The following is an 18,621-nucleotide window of genomic DNA, read 5'->3' as shown; positions in this document are numbered from 1 at the left end:
CCCGAACTGCCGTCCAGCACCCTCTTTTGAACAAGGTTTGACTTGCTTCGCTCAAAGCCCTGCGCTAACCCTCGCCGCGTTGCAGCAAAGGCACCTAAAACGGTTCAGCGGTTAAACTGTCACGCTTCCGCATTAGGGTTGGTTGCTGTAATCAAAGTGGATTGGCCGCCAACGGAAAGCCGCAGCATGAACGCATTGCTCAGTTCGTACCTGCCCATAGTTCTCTTCATCGCCGTGGCGGCGGTCGTCGGCCTGGCGCTCATCATCGCGCCGTTCCTGGTGGCTTATCGCAATCCCGATCCGGAAAAGCTTTCCGCCTATGAGTGCGGGTTCAACTCGTTCGACGATGCCCGGATGAAGTTCGACATCCGCTTCTACCTGGTGTCGATCCTGTTCATCATCTTCGATCTGGAAGTGGCCTTCCTGTTTCCGTGGGCGGTGTCGTTCTCGAAGATCGGCATGCTCGGTTTCTGGTCGATGATGGTGTTTTTGGCGGTGCTGACCATCGGTTTTGCCTATGAATGGAAAAAAGGAGCGCTGGAATGGGATTGAACGACAGTTCCGGAACGCTCGTCGCGCCAAAGCCCAAAGGCCTGATAGACCCCAATACCGGACGTCCGGTCGGTTCTGACGATCCGTTCTTCCTCGAGATCAACAATGAACTCGCCGACAAGGGTTTTCTGGTCACCTCGACCGAGGCGCTGATCACCTGGGCGCGCAGCGGCTCGCTGATGTTCATGACCTTCGGCCTTGCCTGCTGCGCCGTCGAGATGATCCACACCTCGATGCCGCGCTACGATTCGGAGCGGTTCGGCGTTGCGCCGCGTGCGTCGCCGCGCCAGTCCGACATCATGATCGTCGCCGGCACGCTGACCAACAAGATGGCGCCGGCGTTGCGCAAGGTCTACGACCAGATGCCGGAGCCGCGCTACGTCATCTCGATGGGCTCCTGCGCCAATGGCGGCGGCTACTACCACTATTCCTATTCGGTGGTGCGCGGCTGCGACCGCATCGTGCCGGTCGACATCTATGTCCCCGGCTGCCCGCCGAGCGCCGAAGCGTTGCTCTATGGCATTCTTCTCCTGCAGAAGAAAATCCGCCGCACCGGCACGATCGAACGGTAGGCATGATGGGTAAAGAGCAAATTGTCTATGGCAACCCTGAGCCTTGGCTAGGGTTAATGTTCAAAACCTTGGATCCGCGATTTGACGTATATGAATCGGGTAAGCGGTTTTATTCTTCCGAGTTCTCAACTGATACAAAATTTGGGGATGCTGGTCTCGGCGTCGACATCTTATTGAATGACTGGGAGGCCAAGCCTACAGGCGACCCCCGAGCTGTTTTTTATTATGGTGACGTGAGACTGCGGTCGCTCGGTGATCGAACCAAGAATCTGGTGGCAGAAATGTCGGCCAAGCTTTCCTGCAGGGTCTCGTCCGCCAATGGAGCGGTAAGCGAAAAATTGTTTGTGGAATGCGTTGCTCTGAACGGCGACCCAGCAAATCTGGAAGCACGGCCGCTTGTCGGAAAGTTGTTTTTTGGCGAGCCGGGTGGTGACGATGAATGTCAAGTTTTTTTGACCATTGACGTCGCCAAGGAGAGCGCTTGGTTTGGTGAGAAGGATGCGGAAGACTCGCGCAAGGTCCTGGGCTGGTTGGCGAGGTTGTCATGAGCGAAGCATTGAATAGCCTCTCGACCTATCTAGGCGAAAAGCTGTCCGGCCGCGTCAAGGACGCGGTGCTGGCCTATGGCGAACTCGGCATTTCCGTCGAACCCGGGGACCTGATCGACGTGGTGACCTTCCTGCGCGACGATCAGCGCTGCCAGTTCATCTCGATCATCGATGTCTGCGGCGCCGACTACCCGTCGCGGCCCAAGCGCTTCGACGTCGTCTATCATCTGCTGTCGCCGAAGCAGAATTTGCGCATCCGCATCAAGGTGCAGGCCGACGAAGAGACGCTGGTGCCGTCGCTCACCGCCGTCTATCCCGGCGCCGACTGGTTCGAGCGCGAGACCTACGACCTATATGGCGTGCTGTTTTCCGGCCATCCGGACTTGCGCCGCATCCTCACCGATTACGGCTTCGAGGGCCACCCGCTGCGCAAGGATTTCCCGCTGACCGGCTTCGTCGAAGTCCGCTACGACGACGAAGCCAAGCGGGTGATCTACGAGCCGGTGGAATTGAAGCAGGAATTCCGCAATTTCGATTTTCTTTCCCCATGGGAAGGCACCGACTACGTGCTGCCCGGGGACGAAAAAGCCAAGACGAATTGAGGCGCCAGAATGGCCGAAACCTCCGTCCGCAATTTTAACATCAACTTTGGACCTCAACACCCTGCAGCGCATGGTGTTTTGAGGTTGGTGCTTGAGTTGGACGGCGAGGTGGTCGACCGCGTCGATCCGCATATCGGCCTGCTCCATCGCGGCACCGAAAAGCTGATCGAGCACAAGACCTATCTTCAGGCAGTGCCCTATCTCGACCGGCTCGACTATTGCGCTCCGATGAACCAGGAGCATGCCTTCGCGCTCGCCACCGAGCGGTTGCTCGGCATCGAAGTGCCGAAGCGCGGCCAGTTGATCCGCGTGCTCTATTCCGAGCTCAGCCGCATCATGTCGCACATCCTCAATGTGACGACGCAGGCGCTGGATATCGGCGCGCTGACGCCGCCGCTGTGGGGTTTCGTCGAACGCGAAAAGCTGATGGTGTTTTATGAGCGCGCTTCCGGTTCGCGCATGCATGCGGCCTATTTCCGTCCCGGCGGCGTGCACCAGGATCTGCCGGCGAAGCTGGTCGAGGACATCGGCAAGTGGATCGACCCGTTCCTGAAGTCGCTTGACGACCTCGACAGGCTGCTTACCGGCAACCGCATCTTCAAGCAACGCAATGTCGATATCGGTATCGTGTCGCTTGCCGACGCCTGGGCCTGGGGCTTTTCCGGCGTCATGGTGCGCGGCTCGGGTGCGGCCTGGGATTTGCGCAAGTCGCAGCCTTATGAATGCTATTCCGAGATGGATTTCGACATCCCGATCGGCAAGAACGGCGACTGCTACGACCGTTATCTCGTGCGCATGGAAGAAATGCGCCAGTCGGCCAAGATCATGCGCCAGTGCGTCGACCTTCTGCTCGGCAAGGAAAGCACCGGGCCCGTGTCGAACCTCGACGGCAAGGTGGTGCCGCCCAAGCGCCAGGCGATGAAGCGCTCGATGGAAGCGCTGATCCATCATTTCAAGCTCTATACTGAGGGTTACCGCGTGCCGGCCGGCGAGGTCTATGCCGCGGTCGAGGCGCCGAAGGGCGAGTTCGGCGTCTATCTCGTCTCCGACGGTACCAACAAGCCATACCGCTGCAAGCTGCGTGCGCCCGGCTTCGCGCATCTGCAAGCCATGGATTTCCTCTGCCGCGGCCACATGCTGGCCGACGTCACTGCCGTCCTGGGTTCCCTCGATATCGTCTTCGGGGAGGTTGATCGGTGATGGCGGCAGCCAATCCTACAGTGCGCTCTCAGGTCGGTGTTCGAGGGAATGCCGACGCTGCCCTACCGCGGTGGCGCGAATTGGCAAAAGCCATGCTGCCGGTCGAGCTCGCCGAGGCTTCTTACAACTCGACTCAGCACTGTTCGATCTATGACTTCTTTTTTACCCTGCTACCCAAGACGCGCCTTGCCCACCGCGACAATGACGTCGACAAGCTGGGTAGAATGCATGGGTTCGCCCAATGGGCTGCCGTTCACCCGAACAAACAGATTTGGAATGCGGCTGGTGTCGCTTTTTACGAGCACTTGTTCGACGATGACATCGACGCTGATGCGGTCATGGCATGGATCTCGCCTCAAGTAAGGCAAACTGTTCTGGGGCTGTGGCAATACATGTTGCCCGCAGAGCGATTTGCGAGTGTTGCTCGATCTGCCGAACGCATTCCGTTTTCTCATCAGAAAGAATGTGAAACCGCAATAGCTCTCGTAGCAGAGCAGGGGCCCGATCGCTAAATGTCAGTCCGCCGTCTCGCAGAAGCAAGCGTCCAGCCAGCCACCTTCGCCTTCAACCGGGCGAATGCGGCGGTTGCGAAGCAATGGATCAAGAAATATCCGAAGGGCCGGGAGCAGTCGGCGATCATTCCCTTGCTGATGATTGCGCAGGAGCAGGAAGGCTGGGTCACCAAGGCGGCGATCGAGACGATTTCGGACATGCTCGGCATGCCGCGCATTCGCGGGCTCGAAGTCGCGACCTTCTACACGCAGTACCAGCTCAATCCGGTCGGCACGCGCGCGCATATCCAGGTCTGCGGCACCACGCCCTGCATGCTGCGCGGCTCGGAAGCGCTGATGGATGTGTGCCGCTCGAAAATCCATCACGACCAGTTCCACACCAACGACAAGGGCACGCTGTCGTGGGAGGAGGTCGAATGCCTCGGCGCCTGCGTCAACGCGCCGATGGTGATGGTCTTCAAGGACACGTTCGAGGATCTGACGCCTGAGCGGCTGGCCGAAATCATCGATCTTTATGATGCAGGCAAGGGTGCCTCGGTTCCCACGGGACCGCAAAATGGCAGAACCGGCTCGGAGCCGGCGCCTGGCCTGACGACGCTGAAGAGCGAAAAGGCGATCCTCAAAGCGACGCGCGACAAGGAAGCCAGGGCGGCGAGCAAGGCTGCCCACGCGGCGCCCGACGCGATCATTGCAGCACCTGTTCCGGCGCCTGCCGCTCCTGCAGCGGCCGCCCCGGTCGCGCCATCCAACGCCGGCAAACCGAAAACCGATGCGCCGGAAACCAGCTCGGCGTTGAAGTCGCCCTCCAGGGCCAAGGTTGCGCCGGCGGCGGAAAAAGCGGCGAGCGTCCCGGCGCCCCTGCATTCGGCCGCCAACGCCAACACCGCGGCGCCTGAAGTCGAGAAGGTCGCCAAGCAGCGTAATGGCCCGAAGACCACCGCCACGCCGGCAGCTGCCTTCACCGCGCCGGAATTCAAGGCGCCAGCGGCCAAGGCCACGGTGGCCCCGGCCGTAAAGGCGCCGGCAGCCAGGCCCGCAAAGCCGTCGCTCGAGGACAAGAACCGTCCGGCCGGAATCGACAGGCCGGCTGCGGTCGACGATCTCAAGCTGATCTCGGGCATCGGCCCGAAGATCGAGGGCATCCTTCATTCGCTTGGCATCTTCACCTTCACACAGGTCGCATCCTGGAATAAGGCCGAGCGCGACTGGGTGGATGGATATCTCGCTTTCCAGGGCCGCATCGAGCGCGACGACTGGGGCAAGCAGGCCAAGGCGCTCGCGAAGGGCGGCGTCGCCGAATACATCCGCGTCTTCGGCAAGGAGCCACGTTGATGGCTGAAGCGCAAAGCACCGGATCTTTGCTGACGCTGCGCAGCATTGTCATCGGCGTTGTCTGCATCGCTGCTGCCAACATCGTTCTGGAGGGGCTTCGGCGCCTCGTCGAATTGCCGTTTTCGGATACCCTGGAATCGATGGCCGCGACCGGCATGGGCGTGCTGGTGTGGTTCTCGATCGTCTTGCGGGGAAAGAGGTAAGTCATGCTGGCCGACAAAGACCGCATCTTCAACAACATCTACGGCCTGTTCGACAAGTCGCTGGCCGGCGCGATGGCGCGCGGCGCCTGGGACAACACGCCCGGCATCATCGCCAAGGGGCGAGAGTGGATCGTCAACGAGATGAAGGCGTCAGGCCTGCGCGGCCGTGGCGGCGCCGGTTTCCCGACCGGGCTGAAATGGTCGTTCATGCCCAAGCAGAGCGACGGAAGGCCGAGCTATCTCGTTGTCAACGCCGACGAATCCGAGCCGGGCACGTGCAAGGACCGCGACATCCTGCGCAACGATCCGCACACGCTGGTCGAGGGCTCGTTCATCGCCGGCTTCGCCATGGGCGCGGTCGCCGCCTACATCTATGTGCGCGGCGAGTTCATCCGCGAGCGCGAGGCGCTGCAGCGCGCCATCGACGAGGCCTACGAGGCCAGGCTGATCGGCAAGAACAACACGTCCGGATACGATTTCGACATCTACATGCACCACGGCGCCGGCGCCTACATCTGCGGCGAGGAAACAGCGCTGCTCGAAAGCCTCGAAGGCAAGAAGGGCCAGCCCCGGCTGAAGCCGCCATTCCCAGCCAATGTCGGCTTGTACGGTTGTCCGACAACCGTGAACAATGTCGAGTCCATCGCGGTGGCGCCGACCATTTTGCGCCGCGGCGCGGCCTGGTTCTCGTCCTTCGGCCGGCCCAACAATGTCGGCACCAAGCTGTTTTGCATCTCGGGCCACGTCAACAATCCGTGCACCGTCGAAGAGGCGATGTCGATCCCGTTCCGCGAGCTGATCGAAACCCATTGCGGCGGCATTCGCGGCGGCTGGGACAATCTCCTGGCGGTCATTCCGGGCGGCGCTTCGGTGCCGCTGGTGCCGGCCGAGCAGATCATCGATGCGCCGATGGATTTCGATGCTTTGCGCGACCTGAAATCCGGCCTCGGCACGGCGGCTGTCATCGTCATGGACAAATCGACCGATATCGTGAAGGCGATCGCCAGGCTGTCCTATTTTTACAAGCATGAGAGCTGCGGCCAGTGCACGCCATGCCGCGAAGGCACCGGCTGGATGTGGCGGGTGATGGAGCGGCTGGTGCGCGGCGAGGCGCAGAAGCGCGAGATCGACATGCTGCTCGACGTCACCAAACAGGTGGAGGGTCATACGATCTGCGCGCTGGGCGATGCCGCGGCATGGCCGATCCAGGGCCTGATGCGGCATTTCCGCGGCGAGGTGGAGCGGCGCATCGACGAGTTTTCGCGCAACGCGCACCGGGCCGAACCGGTGATGGTGGCTGCTGAGTAGATTGAAATCGGGCGCAAGCCCCGGACGGAAATATAGGGGCGGGGCTGACGAAGAAACGACCAGGAGATGTCTATGGCGCCCTATTCGAACCCTTTGATGCCCAATTTGGACCAGCTTGAGAAGATGAACCAGGATTTGACAAGGATGATGCCGAAGGAGATGGCCAGCGCCGTCAACCTTCTCGCGCATCCTGTCGCGGGTGCCGCCGCCATGTCGGCGCTGGGCTTCGGCCTTGCCAACCATGCCTTTGGCGTGTGGCTAGGCGCCTTGTCGGGTGCTGCCGAGGCATCGCAGCGGATTTTCCAGCCGATCATCGACGATTTCGAGCAGCGCAGCCAAGAGTTCGCCGAGACCGCGCCGGCCAGCAAGGCGCGCGCGGCGACCAGAACCCTGATCGCCGAGGCGCAGACTTTTGCCCAGGACGTGACCGATATTGCCGCTCGCACCGTCGACGCCGAGCCGGAGAAGACCGATGCCGTCGCCGAAGGCGCGACGATCGGATTGATGCCGGAGGATTTCAGACAGCCCAAGGCCGTGGCTCGTCCGGCCAAGCCGTCGGATCTCAAGGCGATCACCGGCGTTGGGCCGAAGCTGGAAAAGGTGCTGAACGGCCTCGGCATCTGGACCTTTGCCCAGATCGCCGCCTGGGCGCCGGAAGAGATCGCCTGGGTCGAGGACTACCTGTCGCTCACCGGCCGTATCGGCCGCGACGAGTGGACCCGCCAGGCCGCGGCGCTGACGCTGGCTGCCAAGGCGAAGAAGTAGGGGTGGCAGGCATGGAGATCCACGACAGGAGCGATGTTCTCGATGTGCGCAATGCCATCGTCAGCAACTCCAGATTTGACGATGTGAACCTGTCGAACACGCAGTTTCACAACGTCGACCTGTCGGCGGCCGTGGTGGAGGACGCGAACCTCTCGAACGCGTTTTTCAGCAATGTGAATATGAGCAATTTGAAGATAGAAAACGCTGAAGTCGCCGGCATAATGATCAATGGCATCAGGCTGAGCGATCTGTTTCAGGCATATGAGACGGCGCAGACCGCCGGGGGCAATTGATGGCAAAGCTCAAGGTCGACGGGAAAGAGATCACTGTACCCGACCACTACACGCTGCTGCAGGCAGCCGAGGACGCCGGCGCGGAAGTGCCGCGCTTCTGCTTCCATGAGCGGCTGTCGATCGCCGGCAATTGCCGCATGTGCCTGATCGAGGTGAAGGGCGGGCCGCCGAAGCCGCAGGCCTCCTGCGCCATGAATGTGCGCGACCTCCGTCCGGGACCCAATGGCGAGGCGCCTGAAATCTTCACCAACACGCCGATGGTCAAGAAGGCCCGCGAAGGCGTGATGGAATTCCTCTTGATCAACCATCCGCTGGATTGCCCGATCTGCGACCAGGGCGGCGAATGCGACCTGCAGGACCAGGCGATGGCCTTCGGCGTCGATTCCTCGCGCTATCACGAGAACAAGCGCGCGGTCGAAGACAAATATATCGGCCCATTGGTCAAGACGGTTATGAACCGCTGCATCCACTGCACGCGCTGCGTCCGCTTCACCACGGAAGTTGCGGGCATTTCCGAGCTTGGCCTGATCGGCCGCGGCGAGGATGCCGAGATTACCACCTATCTCGAAAGCGCCATGACCTCGGAGCTGCAGGGCAATGTCATCGACCTCTGCCCGGTCGGCGCGCTGACCTCCAAGCCTTTCGCCTTTCAGGCACGGCCGTGGGAGCTGACCAAGACAGAATCCATCGACGTCATGGACGCCGTCGGCTCGGCAATCCGCGTCGACAGCCGTGGCCGCGAGGTGATGCGCATCCTGCCGCGCGTCAATGAAGCGGTGAACGAGGAGTGGATTTCCGACAAGACCCGCTTCATATGGGACGGATTGCGCACGCAGCGCCTCGACCGCCCCTATGTCCGCAAGGACGGAAAGTTGGCGCCGGCCAGCTGGGCCGAAGCGTTCGTTGCGATCAGGGATGCGGTGTCGAATGCTGCGCCCGAGAAAATCGGCGCGATTGCGGGCGATCTTGCCGCCGTCGAGGAAATCTACGCGCTGAAGCAGCTTATGGCTGCGTTGGGCTCGAAGAACACCGATTGCCGCCAGGACGGCGCCGCACTCGATCCCGCGCTCGGCCGCGCCAGCTACATCTTCAACCCCACCATCGAGGGCATCGAGCAGGCCGACGCGGTGCTGATCATCGGCGCCAATCCGCGCTTCGAGGCCTCGGTGCTCAATGCCCGCATCCGCAAGCGCTGGCGGATCGGCAATCTGCCGGTCGGCGTCATCGGCGAGGTCGGCGACACGCGTTACGACTACGAACAGCTCGGCGCCGGCCCGGAGTCGCTGAAAGACCTGGCCGACGGCAATGGGAAGTTCTTCCAGGTGCTGAAGAAGGCGACGCATCCGCTGATCATCGTCGGCCAGGGCGCGCTGTCGCGTGCCGACGGCGCGGCGGTGCTCGGCCAGGCGGCGAAACTCGCCACCGCCGTCAACGCTGCCCGCGCCGACTGGAACGGCTTTGCCGTGCTGCACACTGCGGCCGCGCGCGTCGGCGGTCTCGATGTCGGCTTCGTGCCTGGCAAGGGCGGCAAGAACGTTGCCGGCATGCTGGGGGAGAGCGAGGTTCTGTTCCTGCTCGGCGCCGACGAGGTCGACATGTCCAAGACCGGCGGCGCCTTCGTCGTCTATGTCGGCACGCATGGCGACGCCGGTGCGCACCGCGCCAATGTCATCCTGCCGGGAGCCGCCTACACCGAAAAGTCCGGCACCTATGTCAACACCGAGGGACGCGTGCAGCAGACCAACCGCGCGGGCTTCGCGCCGGGCGACGCGCGCGAAGACTGGGCGATCCTGAGGGCATTGTCCGATGTGCTGGGCAAGAAACTACCCTTCGATTCGCTGCAGCAACTGCGCGCCAAACTCTATGGCGAATATCCGCATCTCGCCCGTATCGACCATGTTGTCTCAGGCAACCCCGACGACATCGCCAGGGTGGCGAAGCTCGGCGGGCGGCTGAACAAGGGCACTTTCACCTCGCCGGTCACGGATTTCTATCTGACCAACCCGATCGCGCGGGCCTCCGCTGTCATGGCGGAATGCTCGGCGCTGGCGAAAAACGGCTTCAGGCAGGCGGCAGAGTAGACATGGACACCTTCTTCTCCTTCTACGTGCTACCGACGCTGATCATCCTTTTGAAGTCGGTCGTGCTGATCGTCGTTTTGCTGATCGGGGTCGCCTATCTGCTGTACGCCGACCGCAAGATCTGGGCGGCGGTGCAATTGCGCCGCGGCCCGAACGTCGTCGGCCCGTGGGGCACGCTGCAGGCTTTCGCCGATCTGCTGAAATTCGTCTTCAAGGAACCGGTCATTCCGTCCGGCGCCAACAAGGGCGTGTTCCTGCTGGCGCCGCTGGTGTCGGCCGTGCTGGCAATCTCAGCCTGGGCGGTCATTCCCGTCAATGCGGGCTGGGGGATCGCCAACGTCAATGTCGGCATCCTCTACGTCTTCGCCATCTCCTCGCTCGAGGTCTATGGCGTGATCATGGGCGGCTGGGCGTCCAACTCGAAATACCCGTTCCTCGGCGCGCTGCGCTCGGCGGCGCAGATGGTGTCCTACGAAGTCTCGATCGGCTTCGTCATCGTCACCGTGCTGCTCTGCGTCGGCTCGCTCAACCTGTCGGACATCGTGCTGTCGCAGCAGGACGGTCTGGGCACCAAGCTTGGCCTGCCCAACAGCTTCCTCGACTGGCACTGGCTGGCGCTGTTCCCGATGTTCGTCATTTTCTTCATCTCGGCGCTGGCCGAGACCAACCGCCCGCCCTTCGACCTGGTGGAAGCCGAGTCGGAACTCGTCGCCGGCCACATGGTCGAATACTCCTCGACGCCGTTCCTGTTGTTCTTCCTCGGCGAATATGTCGCCGTGGTGATGATGTGCGCGCTGGCCACCATCCTGTTCCTCGGCGGCTGGCTGCCGCCCTTCGACTTCGCCCCCTTCACCTGGGTGCCCGGCGTGATCTGGTTCGTGCTCAAGATCTGCCTGATGTTCTTCATGTTCTCCATGGTGAAGGCCTTCGTGCCGCGCTACCGCTACGACCAGCTGATGCGGCTGGGCTGGAAAGTCTTTCTGCCGATCTCCCTGTTCATGGTCGTTGCCACCGCGGCCTTCCTCAAAATCACGGGGTTTGCGTGATGTCCGCTTTTGGCCAGGCCGCAAAATCGCTGCTGCTGCAGGATTTCGTCAGCGCCTTCTTCCTGTCGATGCGCCAGTTCTTCGCGCCGAAGGAGACGATCAACTATCCGCACGAAAAGGGGCCGATCAGCCCGCGCTTCCGGGGCGAGCATGCTTTGCGCCGTTACCCCAATGGCGAAGAGCGCTGCATCGCCTGCAAATTGTGCGAAGCGATCTGTCCGGCGCAGGCGATCACCATCGAGGCCGGCCCGCGCCGCAATGACGGCACGCGCCGCACCGTGCGCTACGACATAGACATGGTGAAGTGCATCTATTGCGGCTTCTGCCAGGAAGCCTGCCCGGTCGACGCTATCGTCGAGGGGCCGAATTTCGAGTTCGCGACGGAGACGCGCGAAGAGCTTTACTACGACAAGGACAGGCTGCTGGCGAATGGCGACCGCTGGGAGCGCGAACTGGCGCGCAACATCTCGCTGGACTCGCCCTACCGCTGACATTTGACGCATGGACGGGGCGAGGGGCCTCGTCTAAGGACAACGCAACTTGCCGGCCGGAGGCGGTCGCAGAAATCAAACAGGACGGATGTCCTGTTTGGACAGGAACCCGGGGGATCCCCAATGCTGAGTGGACTAGAGGCGGCCTTTTTCTACCTCTTCGCCTTTGTCGCGGTGGCGTCGGCCTTCATGGTCATTTCGTCGCGCAACCCCGTGCATTCCGTGCTGTTCCTGATCCTGACCTTCTTCAACGCCGCCGGCCTGTTCATGCTGACCGGCGCCGAGTTCCTGGCGATGATCCTGCTTGTCGTCTATGTCGGCGCGGTCATGGTGCTGTTCCTGTTCGTCGTCATGATGCTCGATGTCGACTTCGCCGAGATGAAGGAAGGCGCCCTGCAATATGCGCCGATCGGCGCGCTGGTCGGGCTGATCCTGGCGGCCGAGCTGATCGTGGTGCTCGGCGGCTACACCTTCGCGCCGCAACTGGCCTCGACGGTCTCCAAACCCATCCCGGATCTTGCCGCGCGGACAAACACCGCAGCACTCGGCGACATCCTCTATACCGACTACCTCTACTACTTCCAGATTTCGGGCCTCATCCTGCTGGTCGCCATGATCGGCGCCATCGTCCTGACGCTGCGCCACAAGGAAGGGATCAAGCGGCAGTCGATCGCAGCCCAGGTCGGCCGGACGCCGGCGACAGGCATGGAAATCCGCAAGGTCAAGTCGGGCGAGGGGCTCTGACGATGTTCGGTCGTTTGAAGAAAAAATACTGGGGAGAGCAGGTTGCCTCTTGGCGGGTTGATTCGACTGAAAAGGCCTGGGTATTCGTCTGGAATCGCGACGGGAATCTTACGCTGAACATCAAGAGCGAAGATTTCACATACGTTCAGGGGGCAGGCCGGAATGATGCAACAGTTATCTTCGAGCCTTCTGCCATAGACAGCCTTTTGGACGCCATCGTATCCGCGCGTTCAATGATTCAACAAATGCCGGGAAAGGTTTGATCTGGCCATGGTCGTCGGCATCGCACATTACCTGACCGTATCGGCGATCCTGTTCACGCTGGGCGTGTTCGGCATCTTCCTGAACCGCAGGAACATCATCGTCATCCTGATGTCGATCGAGCTGATCCTTTTGGCGGTCAACATCAATTTCGTTGCCTTCTCGGCGGCATTGGGCGATCTCGTCGGCCAGGTGTTTGCCCTGTTCGTGCTGACGGTCGCCGCCGCCGAAGCGGCCATCGGTCTTGCCATTCTCGTCGTCTTCTTCCGCAACCGCGGCTCGATCGCGGTCGAAGACGTGAACCAGATGAAGGGTTGACGGGGCTAACATGTATCAAGCGATCGTCTTCCTTCCGCTGCTCGGCTTCCTGATCGTCGGTCTGTTCGGCAATTCGCTGGGCGCCAAGGCATCGGAATACATCACCTCGGGCTTCCTGGTGATCTCGGCCGTGCTGTCCTGGGTCGCCTTCTTCTCCGTCGGCTTCGGCGACGGCGAGGTGTTCACCGTGCCGGTACTGCGCTGGATCCAATCCGGCGGCTTGGACGCGTCCTGGGCGCTCAGGATCGACACGCTGACGGTGGTCATGCTGGTGGTGGTCAACACGGTGTCGGCGCTGGTCCACATCTATTCGATCGGCTACATGCACCACGATCCAAACCGGCCCCGCTTCTTTGCCTATCTGTCGCTGTTCACCTTCGCCATGCTGATGCTGGTGACGGCCGACAATCTGGTGCAGATGTTCTTCGGCTGGGAAGGGGTGGGTCTCGCCTCCTATTTGCTGATCGGCTTCTGGTACAAGAAGCCGTCGGCCAATGCCGCTGCGATGAAGGCCTTCGTCGTCAACCGCGTCGGCGATTTCGGCTTTGCGCTCGGCATTTTCGGCGTCTTCGTTTTGTTCGGCTCGGTCAATCTCGGCACCATCTTCGCCAATGCCGCGACGTTCATTCCGGCCGAAGGCGCACCACAAGGCGCCGCCGTGCTGACCTTCCTCGGCTATGCGCTGGACAAGCAGGCGGCCATGACCATCGTCTGCCTGCTGCTGTTCATGGGCGCCATGGGCAAGTCGGCGCAGGTGCCGCTGCACACCTGGCTGCCGGACGCCATGGAAGGCCCGACGCCGGTTTCCGCGCTGATCCATGCCGCCACCATGGTTACGGCCGGCGTGTTCATGCTGGCCCGGCTGTCGCCGCTGTTCGAACTGTCGCATTCGGCGCTGACCGTGGTGACCTTCATCGGCGCCTTCACCGCCTTCTTCGCGGCGACCGTCGGCCTGGTCCAGAACGACATCAAGCGCGTCATCGCCTATTCGACCTGTTCGCAGCTCGGCTACATGTTCGTGGCGCTCGGCGTCGGCGCCTATGGCGCGGCGATTTTCCATCTGTTCACGCACGCCTTCTTCAAGGCGCTGCTGTTCCTGGGCTCGGGCTCGGTCATCCATGCCGTCTCCGACGAGCAGGACATGCGCAAGATGGGCGGCCTGCGGAAGCTCATTCCGAAGACCTACTGGATGATGGTGATCGGCACGCTGGCGCTGACCGGCGTCGGCATTCCGGTGACCGTCATCGGCACCGCCGGCTTCTTCTCCAAGGATGCCATCATCGAGGCTGCCTTTGCCGGCCACAATTCGGTCGCCGGCCTCGCTTTTGTCCTGCTGGTCATCGCCGCCTGCTTCACCTCCTTCTACTCCTGGCGGCTGATCTTCATGACCTTCCACGGCGAGCCGCGGGCGAGCCACGACGTCATGCACCATGTCCATGAATCGCCGCCGGTGATGCTGGTGCCGCTGTTCATCCTGGCCGCGGGCGCGCTGTTTGCCGGCGTTATCTTTCATGGCGCCTTCATCGGCGAAGGCTATGCCGAATTCTGGAAGGCGTCGCTGTTCACGCTGCCGGACAACCACATCCTGCACGACATCCATGAATTGCCGCTGTGGGTCGAGCTGGCACCGTTCGTCGCCATGGTCATCGGCTTTGCAGTCGCCTGGAAGTTCTACATCCGCTCGCCGGAACTGCCCCGGAGTGTCGCCGCCAACCATCGGCTGCTCTATGCCTTCCTGCTCAACAAATGGTACTTTGACGAGCTCTACGACGTCCTGTTCGTGCGGCCGGCAAAGGCGCTGGGCAGGTTCTTGTGGAAGACCGGCGACGGCACCATCATCGACGGGCTCGGTCCTGACGGCATTTCGGCGCGCGTCGTCGATGTCACCGACCGCGTCGTCAAGCTGCAGACCGGCTACCTCTATCACTATGCCTTCGCCATGCTGATCGGCGTGGCAGCACTCGTCACCTGGATGATGCTCTGATGACCGCCTGGCCAATCCTCTCGCTGGTCACCTTCCTGCCGCTGGTCGGTGTGCTGCTGATCCTGTTCATCAGGGATGACAGCCCGAATGCGCGTCGCAACATCCGCGCCATCGCGTTCACGACGACGGCGGCCACCTTCATCATCTCGCTGTTCATCTGGACCGGCTTCGACAATTCGCAGGCCGGCTTCCAGTTCGTCGAGAAGTTTGCCTGGCTGGATTCCGGCATCTCCTACCATATGGGCGTCGACGGCATTTCGATGCTGTTCGTCATCCTCACGACGTTCCTGATGCCGCTCTGCATCCTGGCGTCGTGGGAAGCGATCGACAAGCGAGTCAAGGCCTACATGATTGCCTTCCTGCTATTGGAAACGCTGATGATCGGCGTGTTCTGCGCGCTCGACATCGTGCTGTTCTACGTCTTCTTCGAGGCCGGCCTGATTCCGATGTTCATCATCATCGGCGTCTGGGGCGGCAAGCGCCGCGTCTACGCCTCGTTCAAGTTCTTCCTCTACACGTTGGCCGGCTCGGTGCTGATGCTGCTCGCCATCATGGCGATGTTCTTCCAGGCGGGCACCACCGACATCCCGACGCTGCTGACGCACAACTTCCCGGCCCACATGCAGACATGGCTATTTCTAGCCTTCTTCGCCTCCTTCGCGGTGAAGATGCCGATGTGGCCGGTGCACACCTGGCTGCCCGATGCGCACGTCGAAGCGCCGACGGCGGGTTCGGTGATCCTGGCCGGCATCCTGTTGAAAATGGGCGGGTACGGCTTCCTGCGCTTCTCCCTGCCGATGTTCCCGCTGGCGTCGGAAATGTTCGCGCCGCTGGTGTTTACGCTGTCGGTCGTCGCCATCATCTACACCTCGCTGGTGGCGCTGATGCAGGAGGACATGAAGAAGCTGATCGCCTATTCCTCCGTCGCCCATATGGGCTTCGTCACCATGGGCATCTTCGCCATGAACCAGGAAGGCGTGCAGGGCGCGATCTTCCAGATGCTGAGCCACGGCCTCGTCTCGGGCGCGCTGTTCCTGTGCGTCGGCGTCATTTACGACCGCATGCACACGCGCGAGATCGACGCCTATGGCGGCTTGGTCAACAACATGCCGAAATACGCCACGGTGTTCCTGATCTTCACCATGGCCAATGTCGGCTTGCCGGGCACGTCAGGCTTCGTTGGCGAGTTCCTGACCATGCTCGGCGTGTTCCGGGTCAACACCTGGGTGGCGTTCTTCGCCGCCACCGGCGTCATCCTGTCGGCGGCCTACGCGCTCTGGCTCTACCGCCGGGTGATCTTCGGCGCGCTGACCAAGGAAAGCCTGAAGGGCCTGCTCGATCTGTCGACGCGCGAGAAGGCGATCATCTACCCGCTGGTCGTGCTGGTCATCTTCTTCGGCGTCTATCCCGCTCCCGTCTTCGATGCCACGGCCCAGTCGGTCAAGGCGCTCGTCACCAATGTCACCGCATCCATCGGCGCCGCGCAGACCGCGGCGGCGAACTGACCAGAGGTTTTGCGAACCATGACGCCGGACCTTTATTCCAGCCTTTCGCTCTCGACGCCGGAGCTGATCCTCGCCATCGGCGCGCTGGCGCTGTTGATGGTGGGCGCCTATTCGCGCGCCAACACTGCCATTCTGGTGACCGGGCTTGCCGTCGCCGTGCTGGTGATCGCAGGCCTATGGCTGATCTTTTCGACAGGGCAGGGCAGCGCCTACGGCAACGCCTTCATCCAGGATCCGTTCTCCCGCTTCATGAAGGTGCTGTCGCTGATCGGTTCGGCGGTGACGCTGGTGATGTCGATGCGCTTCGCCAGGCAGGAGCATTTCGACAAGTTCGAATACCCGGTGCTGATCCTGCTCTGCACGCTCGGTATGATGCTGATGATCTCGGCCAACGGCATGATCGGGCTCTATCTCGGCCTCGAGCTGCAGTCGCTGGCGATTTACGTGCTGGCGGCGATCAACCGCGACAATCTGCGTTCGACCGAGGCCGGTTTGAAGTATTTTGTGCTGGGCGCGCTGTCGTCGGGCATGCTGCTTTACGGCATCAGCCTCATTTACGGCTACACCGGCAATGTCGGCTTCCAGGAAATCGCCTCGGCGCTTGGCAGCGGTGAGCGCCAGCTCGGCCTCGTCGTCGGCCTGGTCTTCGTTTTGGCCGGCCTTGCCTTCAAGATTTCGGCGGTGCCGTTCCATATGTGGACGCCCGATGTCTACGAGGGCGCACCGACGCCGGTCACCGCTTTCCTGGCGGCTGCCCCCAAAATGGCGGCGATGGCGCTGATCGTGCGCGTCACCATGGGCGCCTTCAAGCCGATCGCTTCCGACTGGCAGCAGATCATCGTCTTCATCTCGATCGCCTCGATGGCGCTCGGCTCCTTTGCCGCCATCGGCCAGACCAACATCAAGCGGCTGATGGCGTACTCCTCGATCGGCCATATGGGCTACGCGCTGGTCGGCCTTGCCGCCAACAGCCAAGCCGGCGTGCGCGGCGTCGCCATCTACATGCTGATCTATCTGATCATGACGCTCGGCACCTTCGCCTTCATCCTCGCCATGCGGCGCAAGGAAGGCAATGTCGAGCAGATCAGCGATCTCGCCGGTCTGTCGTCGACCAACCCGATCATGGCGACGATCCTGACCATCCTGATGTTCTCGCTGGCCGGCATCCCGCCGCTCGCCGGTTTCTGGGGGAAATGGTACGTGTTCCTCGCCGCCATCAACGCCAACCTCTATGCGCTGGCGATCATCGGCGTGCTGGCCTCTGTGGTGGGCGCTTTCTACTATCTGCGCATCATCAAGATCATGTGGTTCGACGAACCGGCCGGCGGCTTCGTGCCGATGGCGGTTGAGCTGCGCCTCGTGCTTGGTGTCTCCGGCGCTTTCGTGCTGTTCTATGTGCTGATCGGCGGTCCGATCGCGACCTACGCCGAAGCCGCCGCCAAGACATTTTTCTGACCGGATGGCATTTCGGCTGGCTCCGACCTCTGAGACGGAAGGGTTCCGGCTCGAGGCGCATGACAGTGTGGGTTCCACCAACACGCTGGCGCTGGACCATGCAAGGGCAGGCGATCCCGGCAAATTGTGGGTCGTTTCCAAGAAGCAGGAAAGCGGCCGTGGCCGCCGCGGCAGGGCCTGGGTATCGCCCGAGGGCAATCTGGCGGCGACATTGCTGGTCATCACCGGCGGTGAGTTGCGTCTGGCGGCGACGCTGGGCTTCGTCGCCGGCCTGTCGCTGGCCGATGCGCTCGACGCCGTGGTGCCGAAGGGCAGGATCGCTATCGGCCTCGACGGCGCCAGCCAGGGGCAGAACCGCTTCGAGCTGAAATGGCCGAACGATGTGCTGGCCTCCGGCGCCAAGCTGGCCGGCATCCTGCTGGAATCGGCCATTCTCGATGGCGGCCGTTTCGCGGTGGCGGTGGGCATCGGCGTCAATGTGGTGGCGCATCCGCCGGATTTGCCGTATCCGGCGACATCGCTTCAGGCACTGGGCGCGACATGCGACGCCGAAACGCTGTTCTTGGCGCTGTCCGATGCCTGGACCGACAATGCCCGGCTGTGGGACGACGGACGCGGGCTCGACGCCATCCGGCGTCGCTGGCTATCGCGCGCGGCGGGGCTTGGCGGCGAGGTTGCTGTCAGGATTGACGGGAATGTGGTGCGCGGTACCTTCGAGACCATTGACGCGGACTGCCGTTTCGTGATCCGCGATGATGAGGGGTCGGTCGTGACGGTAGCCGCCGGCGACGTGCATTTCGGCGCCGTCGCGTCGGCAAAGATTTAGGGGCTGGCCGCAAGGGCCGGGAA

Annotated in this window: 21 protein-coding genes; all 21 read left to right on the top strand. The window is 62.0% G+C overall.

From position 1 onward, the window contains the following. Window positions 1-186: 186 nt before the first annotated feature. The 21 genes from NKI37_RS02700 (at window position 187) to NKI37_RS02600 (ending at window position 18,598) form a co-directional block, all read left to right on the top strand. Window positions 187-552 (top strand): NADH-quinone oxidoreductase subunit A, encoded by a 366-nt coding sequence (locus tag NKI37_RS02700; RefSeq protein ID WP_112394699.1) that lies wholly within the window; start codon window positions 187-189, stop codon window positions 550-552. After that, window positions 543-1,124: a NuoB/complex I 20 kDa subunit family protein gene (locus tag NKI37_RS02695; protein ID WP_023670824.1), complete on the top strand. Its 582-nt coding sequence runs from the start codon at window positions 543-545 to the stop codon at window positions 1,122-1,124. The genes NKI37_RS02700 and NKI37_RS02695 overlap by 10 nt, the downstream gene beginning before the upstream one ends. A gap of 2 nt (window positions 1,125-1,126) precedes the next feature. Beyond that, the gene (locus tag NKI37_RS02690) at window positions 1,127-1,672 is read left to right on the top strand and encodes a hypothetical protein (protein ID WP_352522007.1); all 546 of its coding nucleotides are present in this window, start codon (window positions 1,127-1,129) and stop codon (window positions 1,670-1,672) included. After that, on the top strand, window positions 1,669-2,274 hold the full coding sequence (locus NKI37_RS02685; RefSeq protein WP_352522006.1) for an NADH-quinone oxidoreductase subunit C: 606 nt from the start codon (window positions 1,669-1,671) through the stop codon (window positions 2,272-2,274). The genes NKI37_RS02690 and NKI37_RS02685 overlap by 4 nt, the downstream gene beginning before the upstream one ends. A gap of 9 nt (window positions 2,275-2,283) precedes the next feature. Beyond that, entirely contained in the window at window positions 2,284-3,474 is a 1,191-nt protein-coding gene (locus tag NKI37_RS02680) for an NADH-quinone oxidoreductase subunit D (protein WP_023685196.1), read from the top strand. Then, on the top strand, window positions 3,474-3,986 hold the full coding sequence (locus NKI37_RS02675; RefSeq protein ID WP_196814975.1) for a DUF7674 family protein: 513 nt from the start codon (window positions 3,474-3,476) through the stop codon (window positions 3,984-3,986). The genes NKI37_RS02680 and NKI37_RS02675 overlap by 1 nt, the downstream gene beginning before the upstream one ends. After that, window positions 3,987-5,318: an NADH-quinone oxidoreductase subunit E gene (locus tag NKI37_RS02670; protein ID WP_352791246.1), complete on the top strand. Its 1,332-nt coding sequence runs from the start codon at window positions 3,987-3,989 to the stop codon at window positions 5,316-5,318. Then, window positions 5,318-5,521, top strand: coding sequence for a hypothetical protein (locus NKI37_RS02665; RefSeq protein ID WP_352791244.1), 204 nt, complete (start codon window positions 5,318-5,320; stop codon window positions 5,519-5,521). Before NKI37_RS02670 ends, NKI37_RS02665 begins: the two co-directional genes overlap by 1 nt. Window positions 5,522-5,524: 3 nt before the next feature. Next, complete coding sequence (gene nuoF / locus NKI37_RS02660; protein ID WP_023670819.1) at window positions 5,525-6,829, top strand: NADH-quinone oxidoreductase subunit NuoF; 1,305 nt, start codon at window positions 5,525-5,527, stop codon at window positions 6,827-6,829. Between the two features lie 72 nt (window positions 6,830-6,901). Continuing rightward, window positions 6,902-7,594 carry a helix-hairpin-helix domain-containing protein gene (locus tag NKI37_RS02655; protein ID WP_352791242.1) on the top strand — a complete coding sequence of 231 codons (693 nt, stop codon included), beginning with the start codon at window positions 6,902-6,904 and terminating at the stop codon, window positions 7,592-7,594. Between the two features lie 11 nt (window positions 7,595-7,605). Next, the gene (locus NKI37_RS02650; protein ID WP_352791240.1) at window positions 7,606-7,887 is read left to right on the top strand and encodes a pentapeptide repeat-containing protein; all 282 of its coding nucleotides are present in this window, start codon (window positions 7,606-7,608) and stop codon (window positions 7,885-7,887) included. Continuing rightward, window positions 7,887-9,968, top strand: a complete 2,082-nt coding sequence (nuoG, locus tag NKI37_RS02645) for an NADH-quinone oxidoreductase subunit NuoG (RefSeq protein ID WP_352755316.1) — start codon at window positions 7,887-7,889, stop codon at window positions 9,966-9,968. Before NKI37_RS02650 ends, nuoG begins: the two co-directional genes overlap by 1 nt. 2 nt (window positions 9,969-9,970) lie before the next feature. Next, entirely contained in the window at window positions 9,971-11,014 is a 1,044-nt protein-coding gene (gene nuoH, locus NKI37_RS02640; RefSeq protein ID WP_023685202.1) for an NADH-quinone oxidoreductase subunit NuoH, read from the top strand. Next, window positions 11,014-11,505, top strand: a complete 492-nt coding sequence (nuoI, locus tag NKI37_RS02635; protein WP_023731231.1) for an NADH-quinone oxidoreductase subunit NuoI — start codon at window positions 11,014-11,016, stop codon at window positions 11,503-11,505. The genes nuoH and nuoI overlap by 1 nt, the downstream gene beginning before the upstream one ends. A 123-nt stretch (window positions 11,506-11,628) precedes the next feature. Continuing rightward, the gene (locus NKI37_RS02630) at window positions 11,629-12,249 is read left to right on the top strand and encodes an NADH-quinone oxidoreductase subunit J (RefSeq protein ID WP_023670812.1); all 621 of its coding nucleotides are present in this window, start codon (window positions 11,629-11,631) and stop codon (window positions 12,247-12,249) included. A gap of 2 nt (window positions 12,250-12,251) precedes the next feature. Then, complete coding sequence (locus NKI37_RS02625; protein WP_023670811.1) at window positions 12,252-12,512, top strand: hypothetical protein; 261 nt, start codon at window positions 12,252-12,254, stop codon at window positions 12,510-12,512. A gap of 7 nt (window positions 12,513-12,519) precedes the next feature. After that, a complete protein-coding gene (nuoK, locus tag NKI37_RS02620; RefSeq protein WP_023670810.1) occupies window positions 12,520-12,828 on the top strand; it encodes an NADH-quinone oxidoreductase subunit NuoK in 309 nt (102 codons plus the stop codon). Between the two features lie 10 nt (window positions 12,829-12,838). Next, window positions 12,839-14,812 (top strand): NADH-quinone oxidoreductase subunit L, encoded by a 1,974-nt coding sequence (gene nuoL, locus NKI37_RS02615; RefSeq protein ID WP_352791238.1) that lies wholly within the window; start codon window positions 12,839-12,841, stop codon window positions 14,810-14,812. Next, complete coding sequence (locus tag NKI37_RS02610) at window positions 14,812-16,317, top strand: NADH-quinone oxidoreductase subunit M (protein ID WP_023670808.1); 1,506 nt, start codon at window positions 14,812-14,814, stop codon at window positions 16,315-16,317. The genes nuoL and NKI37_RS02610 overlap by 1 nt, the downstream gene beginning before the upstream one ends. Window positions 16,318-16,335: 18 nt before the next feature. Continuing rightward, a complete protein-coding gene (gene nuoN / locus NKI37_RS02605) occupies window positions 16,336-17,772 on the top strand; it encodes an NADH-quinone oxidoreductase subunit NuoN (RefSeq protein WP_352791236.1) in 1,437 nt (478 codons plus the stop codon). A 4-nt stretch (window positions 17,773-17,776) separates the two neighbouring features. Beyond that, complete coding sequence (locus NKI37_RS02600; protein WP_023709242.1) at window positions 17,777-18,598, top strand: biotin--[acetyl-CoA-carboxylase] ligase; 822 nt, start codon at window positions 17,777-17,779, stop codon at window positions 18,596-18,598. Window positions 18,599-18,621 lie beyond the last annotated feature (23 nt).

This window comes from Mesorhizobium sp. M0626, from assembly GCF_040320665.1.
Classification (GTDB): Bacteria; Pseudomonadota; Alphaproteobacteria; order Rhizobiales; family Rhizobiaceae; genus Mesorhizobium.
This window is presented reverse-complemented; position numbering and strand designations above follow the sequence as displayed.

Coding starts and splice junctions, on each gene's coding strand:
- NKI37_RS02700 (WP_112394699.1), top strand. CDS start 187: ATGAACGCATTGCTCAGTTCGTACCTGCCCATAGTTCTCTTCATCGCC.
- NKI37_RS02695 (WP_023670824.1), top strand. CDS start 543: ATGGGATTGAACGACAGTTCCGGAACGCTCGTCGCGCCAAAGCCCAAA.
- NKI37_RS02690 (WP_352522007.1), top strand. CDS start 1,127: ATGATGGGTAAAGAGCAAATTGTCTATGGCAACCCTGAGCCTTGGCTA.
- NKI37_RS02685 (WP_352522006.1), top strand. CDS start 1,669: ATGAGCGAAGCATTGAATAGCCTCTCGACCTATCTAGGCGAAAAGCTG.
- NKI37_RS02680 (WP_023685196.1), top strand. CDS start 2,284: ATGGCCGAAACCTCCGTCCGCAATTTTAACATCAACTTTGGACCTCAA.
- NKI37_RS02675 (WP_196814975.1), top strand. CDS start 3,474: ATGGCGGCAGCCAATCCTACAGTGCGCTCTCAGGTCGGTGTTCGAGGG.
- NKI37_RS02670 (WP_352791246.1), top strand. CDS start 3,987: ATGTCAGTCCGCCGTCTCGCAGAAGCAAGCGTCCAGCCAGCCACCTTC.
- NKI37_RS02665 (WP_352791244.1), top strand. CDS start 5,318: ATGGCTGAAGCGCAAAGCACCGGATCTTTGCTGACGCTGCGCAGCATT.
- nuoF (WP_023670819.1), top strand. CDS start 5,525: ATGCTGGCCGACAAAGACCGCATCTTCAACAACATCTACGGCCTGTTC.
- NKI37_RS02655 (WP_352791242.1), top strand. CDS start 6,902: ATGGCGCCCTATTCGAACCCTTTGATGCCCAATTTGGACCAGCTTGAG.
- NKI37_RS02650 (WP_352791240.1), top strand. CDS start 7,606: ATGGAGATCCACGACAGGAGCGATGTTCTCGATGTGCGCAATGCCATC.
- nuoG (WP_352755316.1), top strand. CDS start 7,887: ATGGCAAAGCTCAAGGTCGACGGGAAAGAGATCACTGTACCCGACCAC.
- nuoH (WP_023685202.1), top strand. CDS start 9,971: ATGGACACCTTCTTCTCCTTCTACGTGCTACCGACGCTGATCATCCTT.
- nuoI (WP_023731231.1), top strand. CDS start 11,014: ATGTCCGCTTTTGGCCAGGCCGCAAAATCGCTGCTGCTGCAGGATTTC.
- NKI37_RS02630 (WP_023670812.1), top strand. CDS start 11,629: ATGCTGAGTGGACTAGAGGCGGCCTTTTTCTACCTCTTCGCCTTTGTC.
- NKI37_RS02625 (WP_023670811.1), top strand. CDS start 12,252: ATGTTCGGTCGTTTGAAGAAAAAATACTGGGGAGAGCAGGTTGCCTCT.
- nuoK (WP_023670810.1), top strand. CDS start 12,520: ATGGTCGTCGGCATCGCACATTACCTGACCGTATCGGCGATCCTGTTC.
- nuoL (WP_352791238.1), top strand. CDS start 12,839: ATGTATCAAGCGATCGTCTTCCTTCCGCTGCTCGGCTTCCTGATCGTC.
- NKI37_RS02610 (WP_023670808.1), top strand. CDS start 14,812: ATGACCGCCTGGCCAATCCTCTCGCTGGTCACCTTCCTGCCGCTGGTC.
- nuoN (WP_352791236.1), top strand. CDS start 16,336: ATGACGCCGGACCTTTATTCCAGCCTTTCGCTCTCGACGCCGGAGCTG.
- NKI37_RS02600 (WP_023709242.1), top strand. CDS start 17,777: ATGGCATTTCGGCTGGCTCCGACCTCTGAGACGGAAGGGTTCCGGCTC.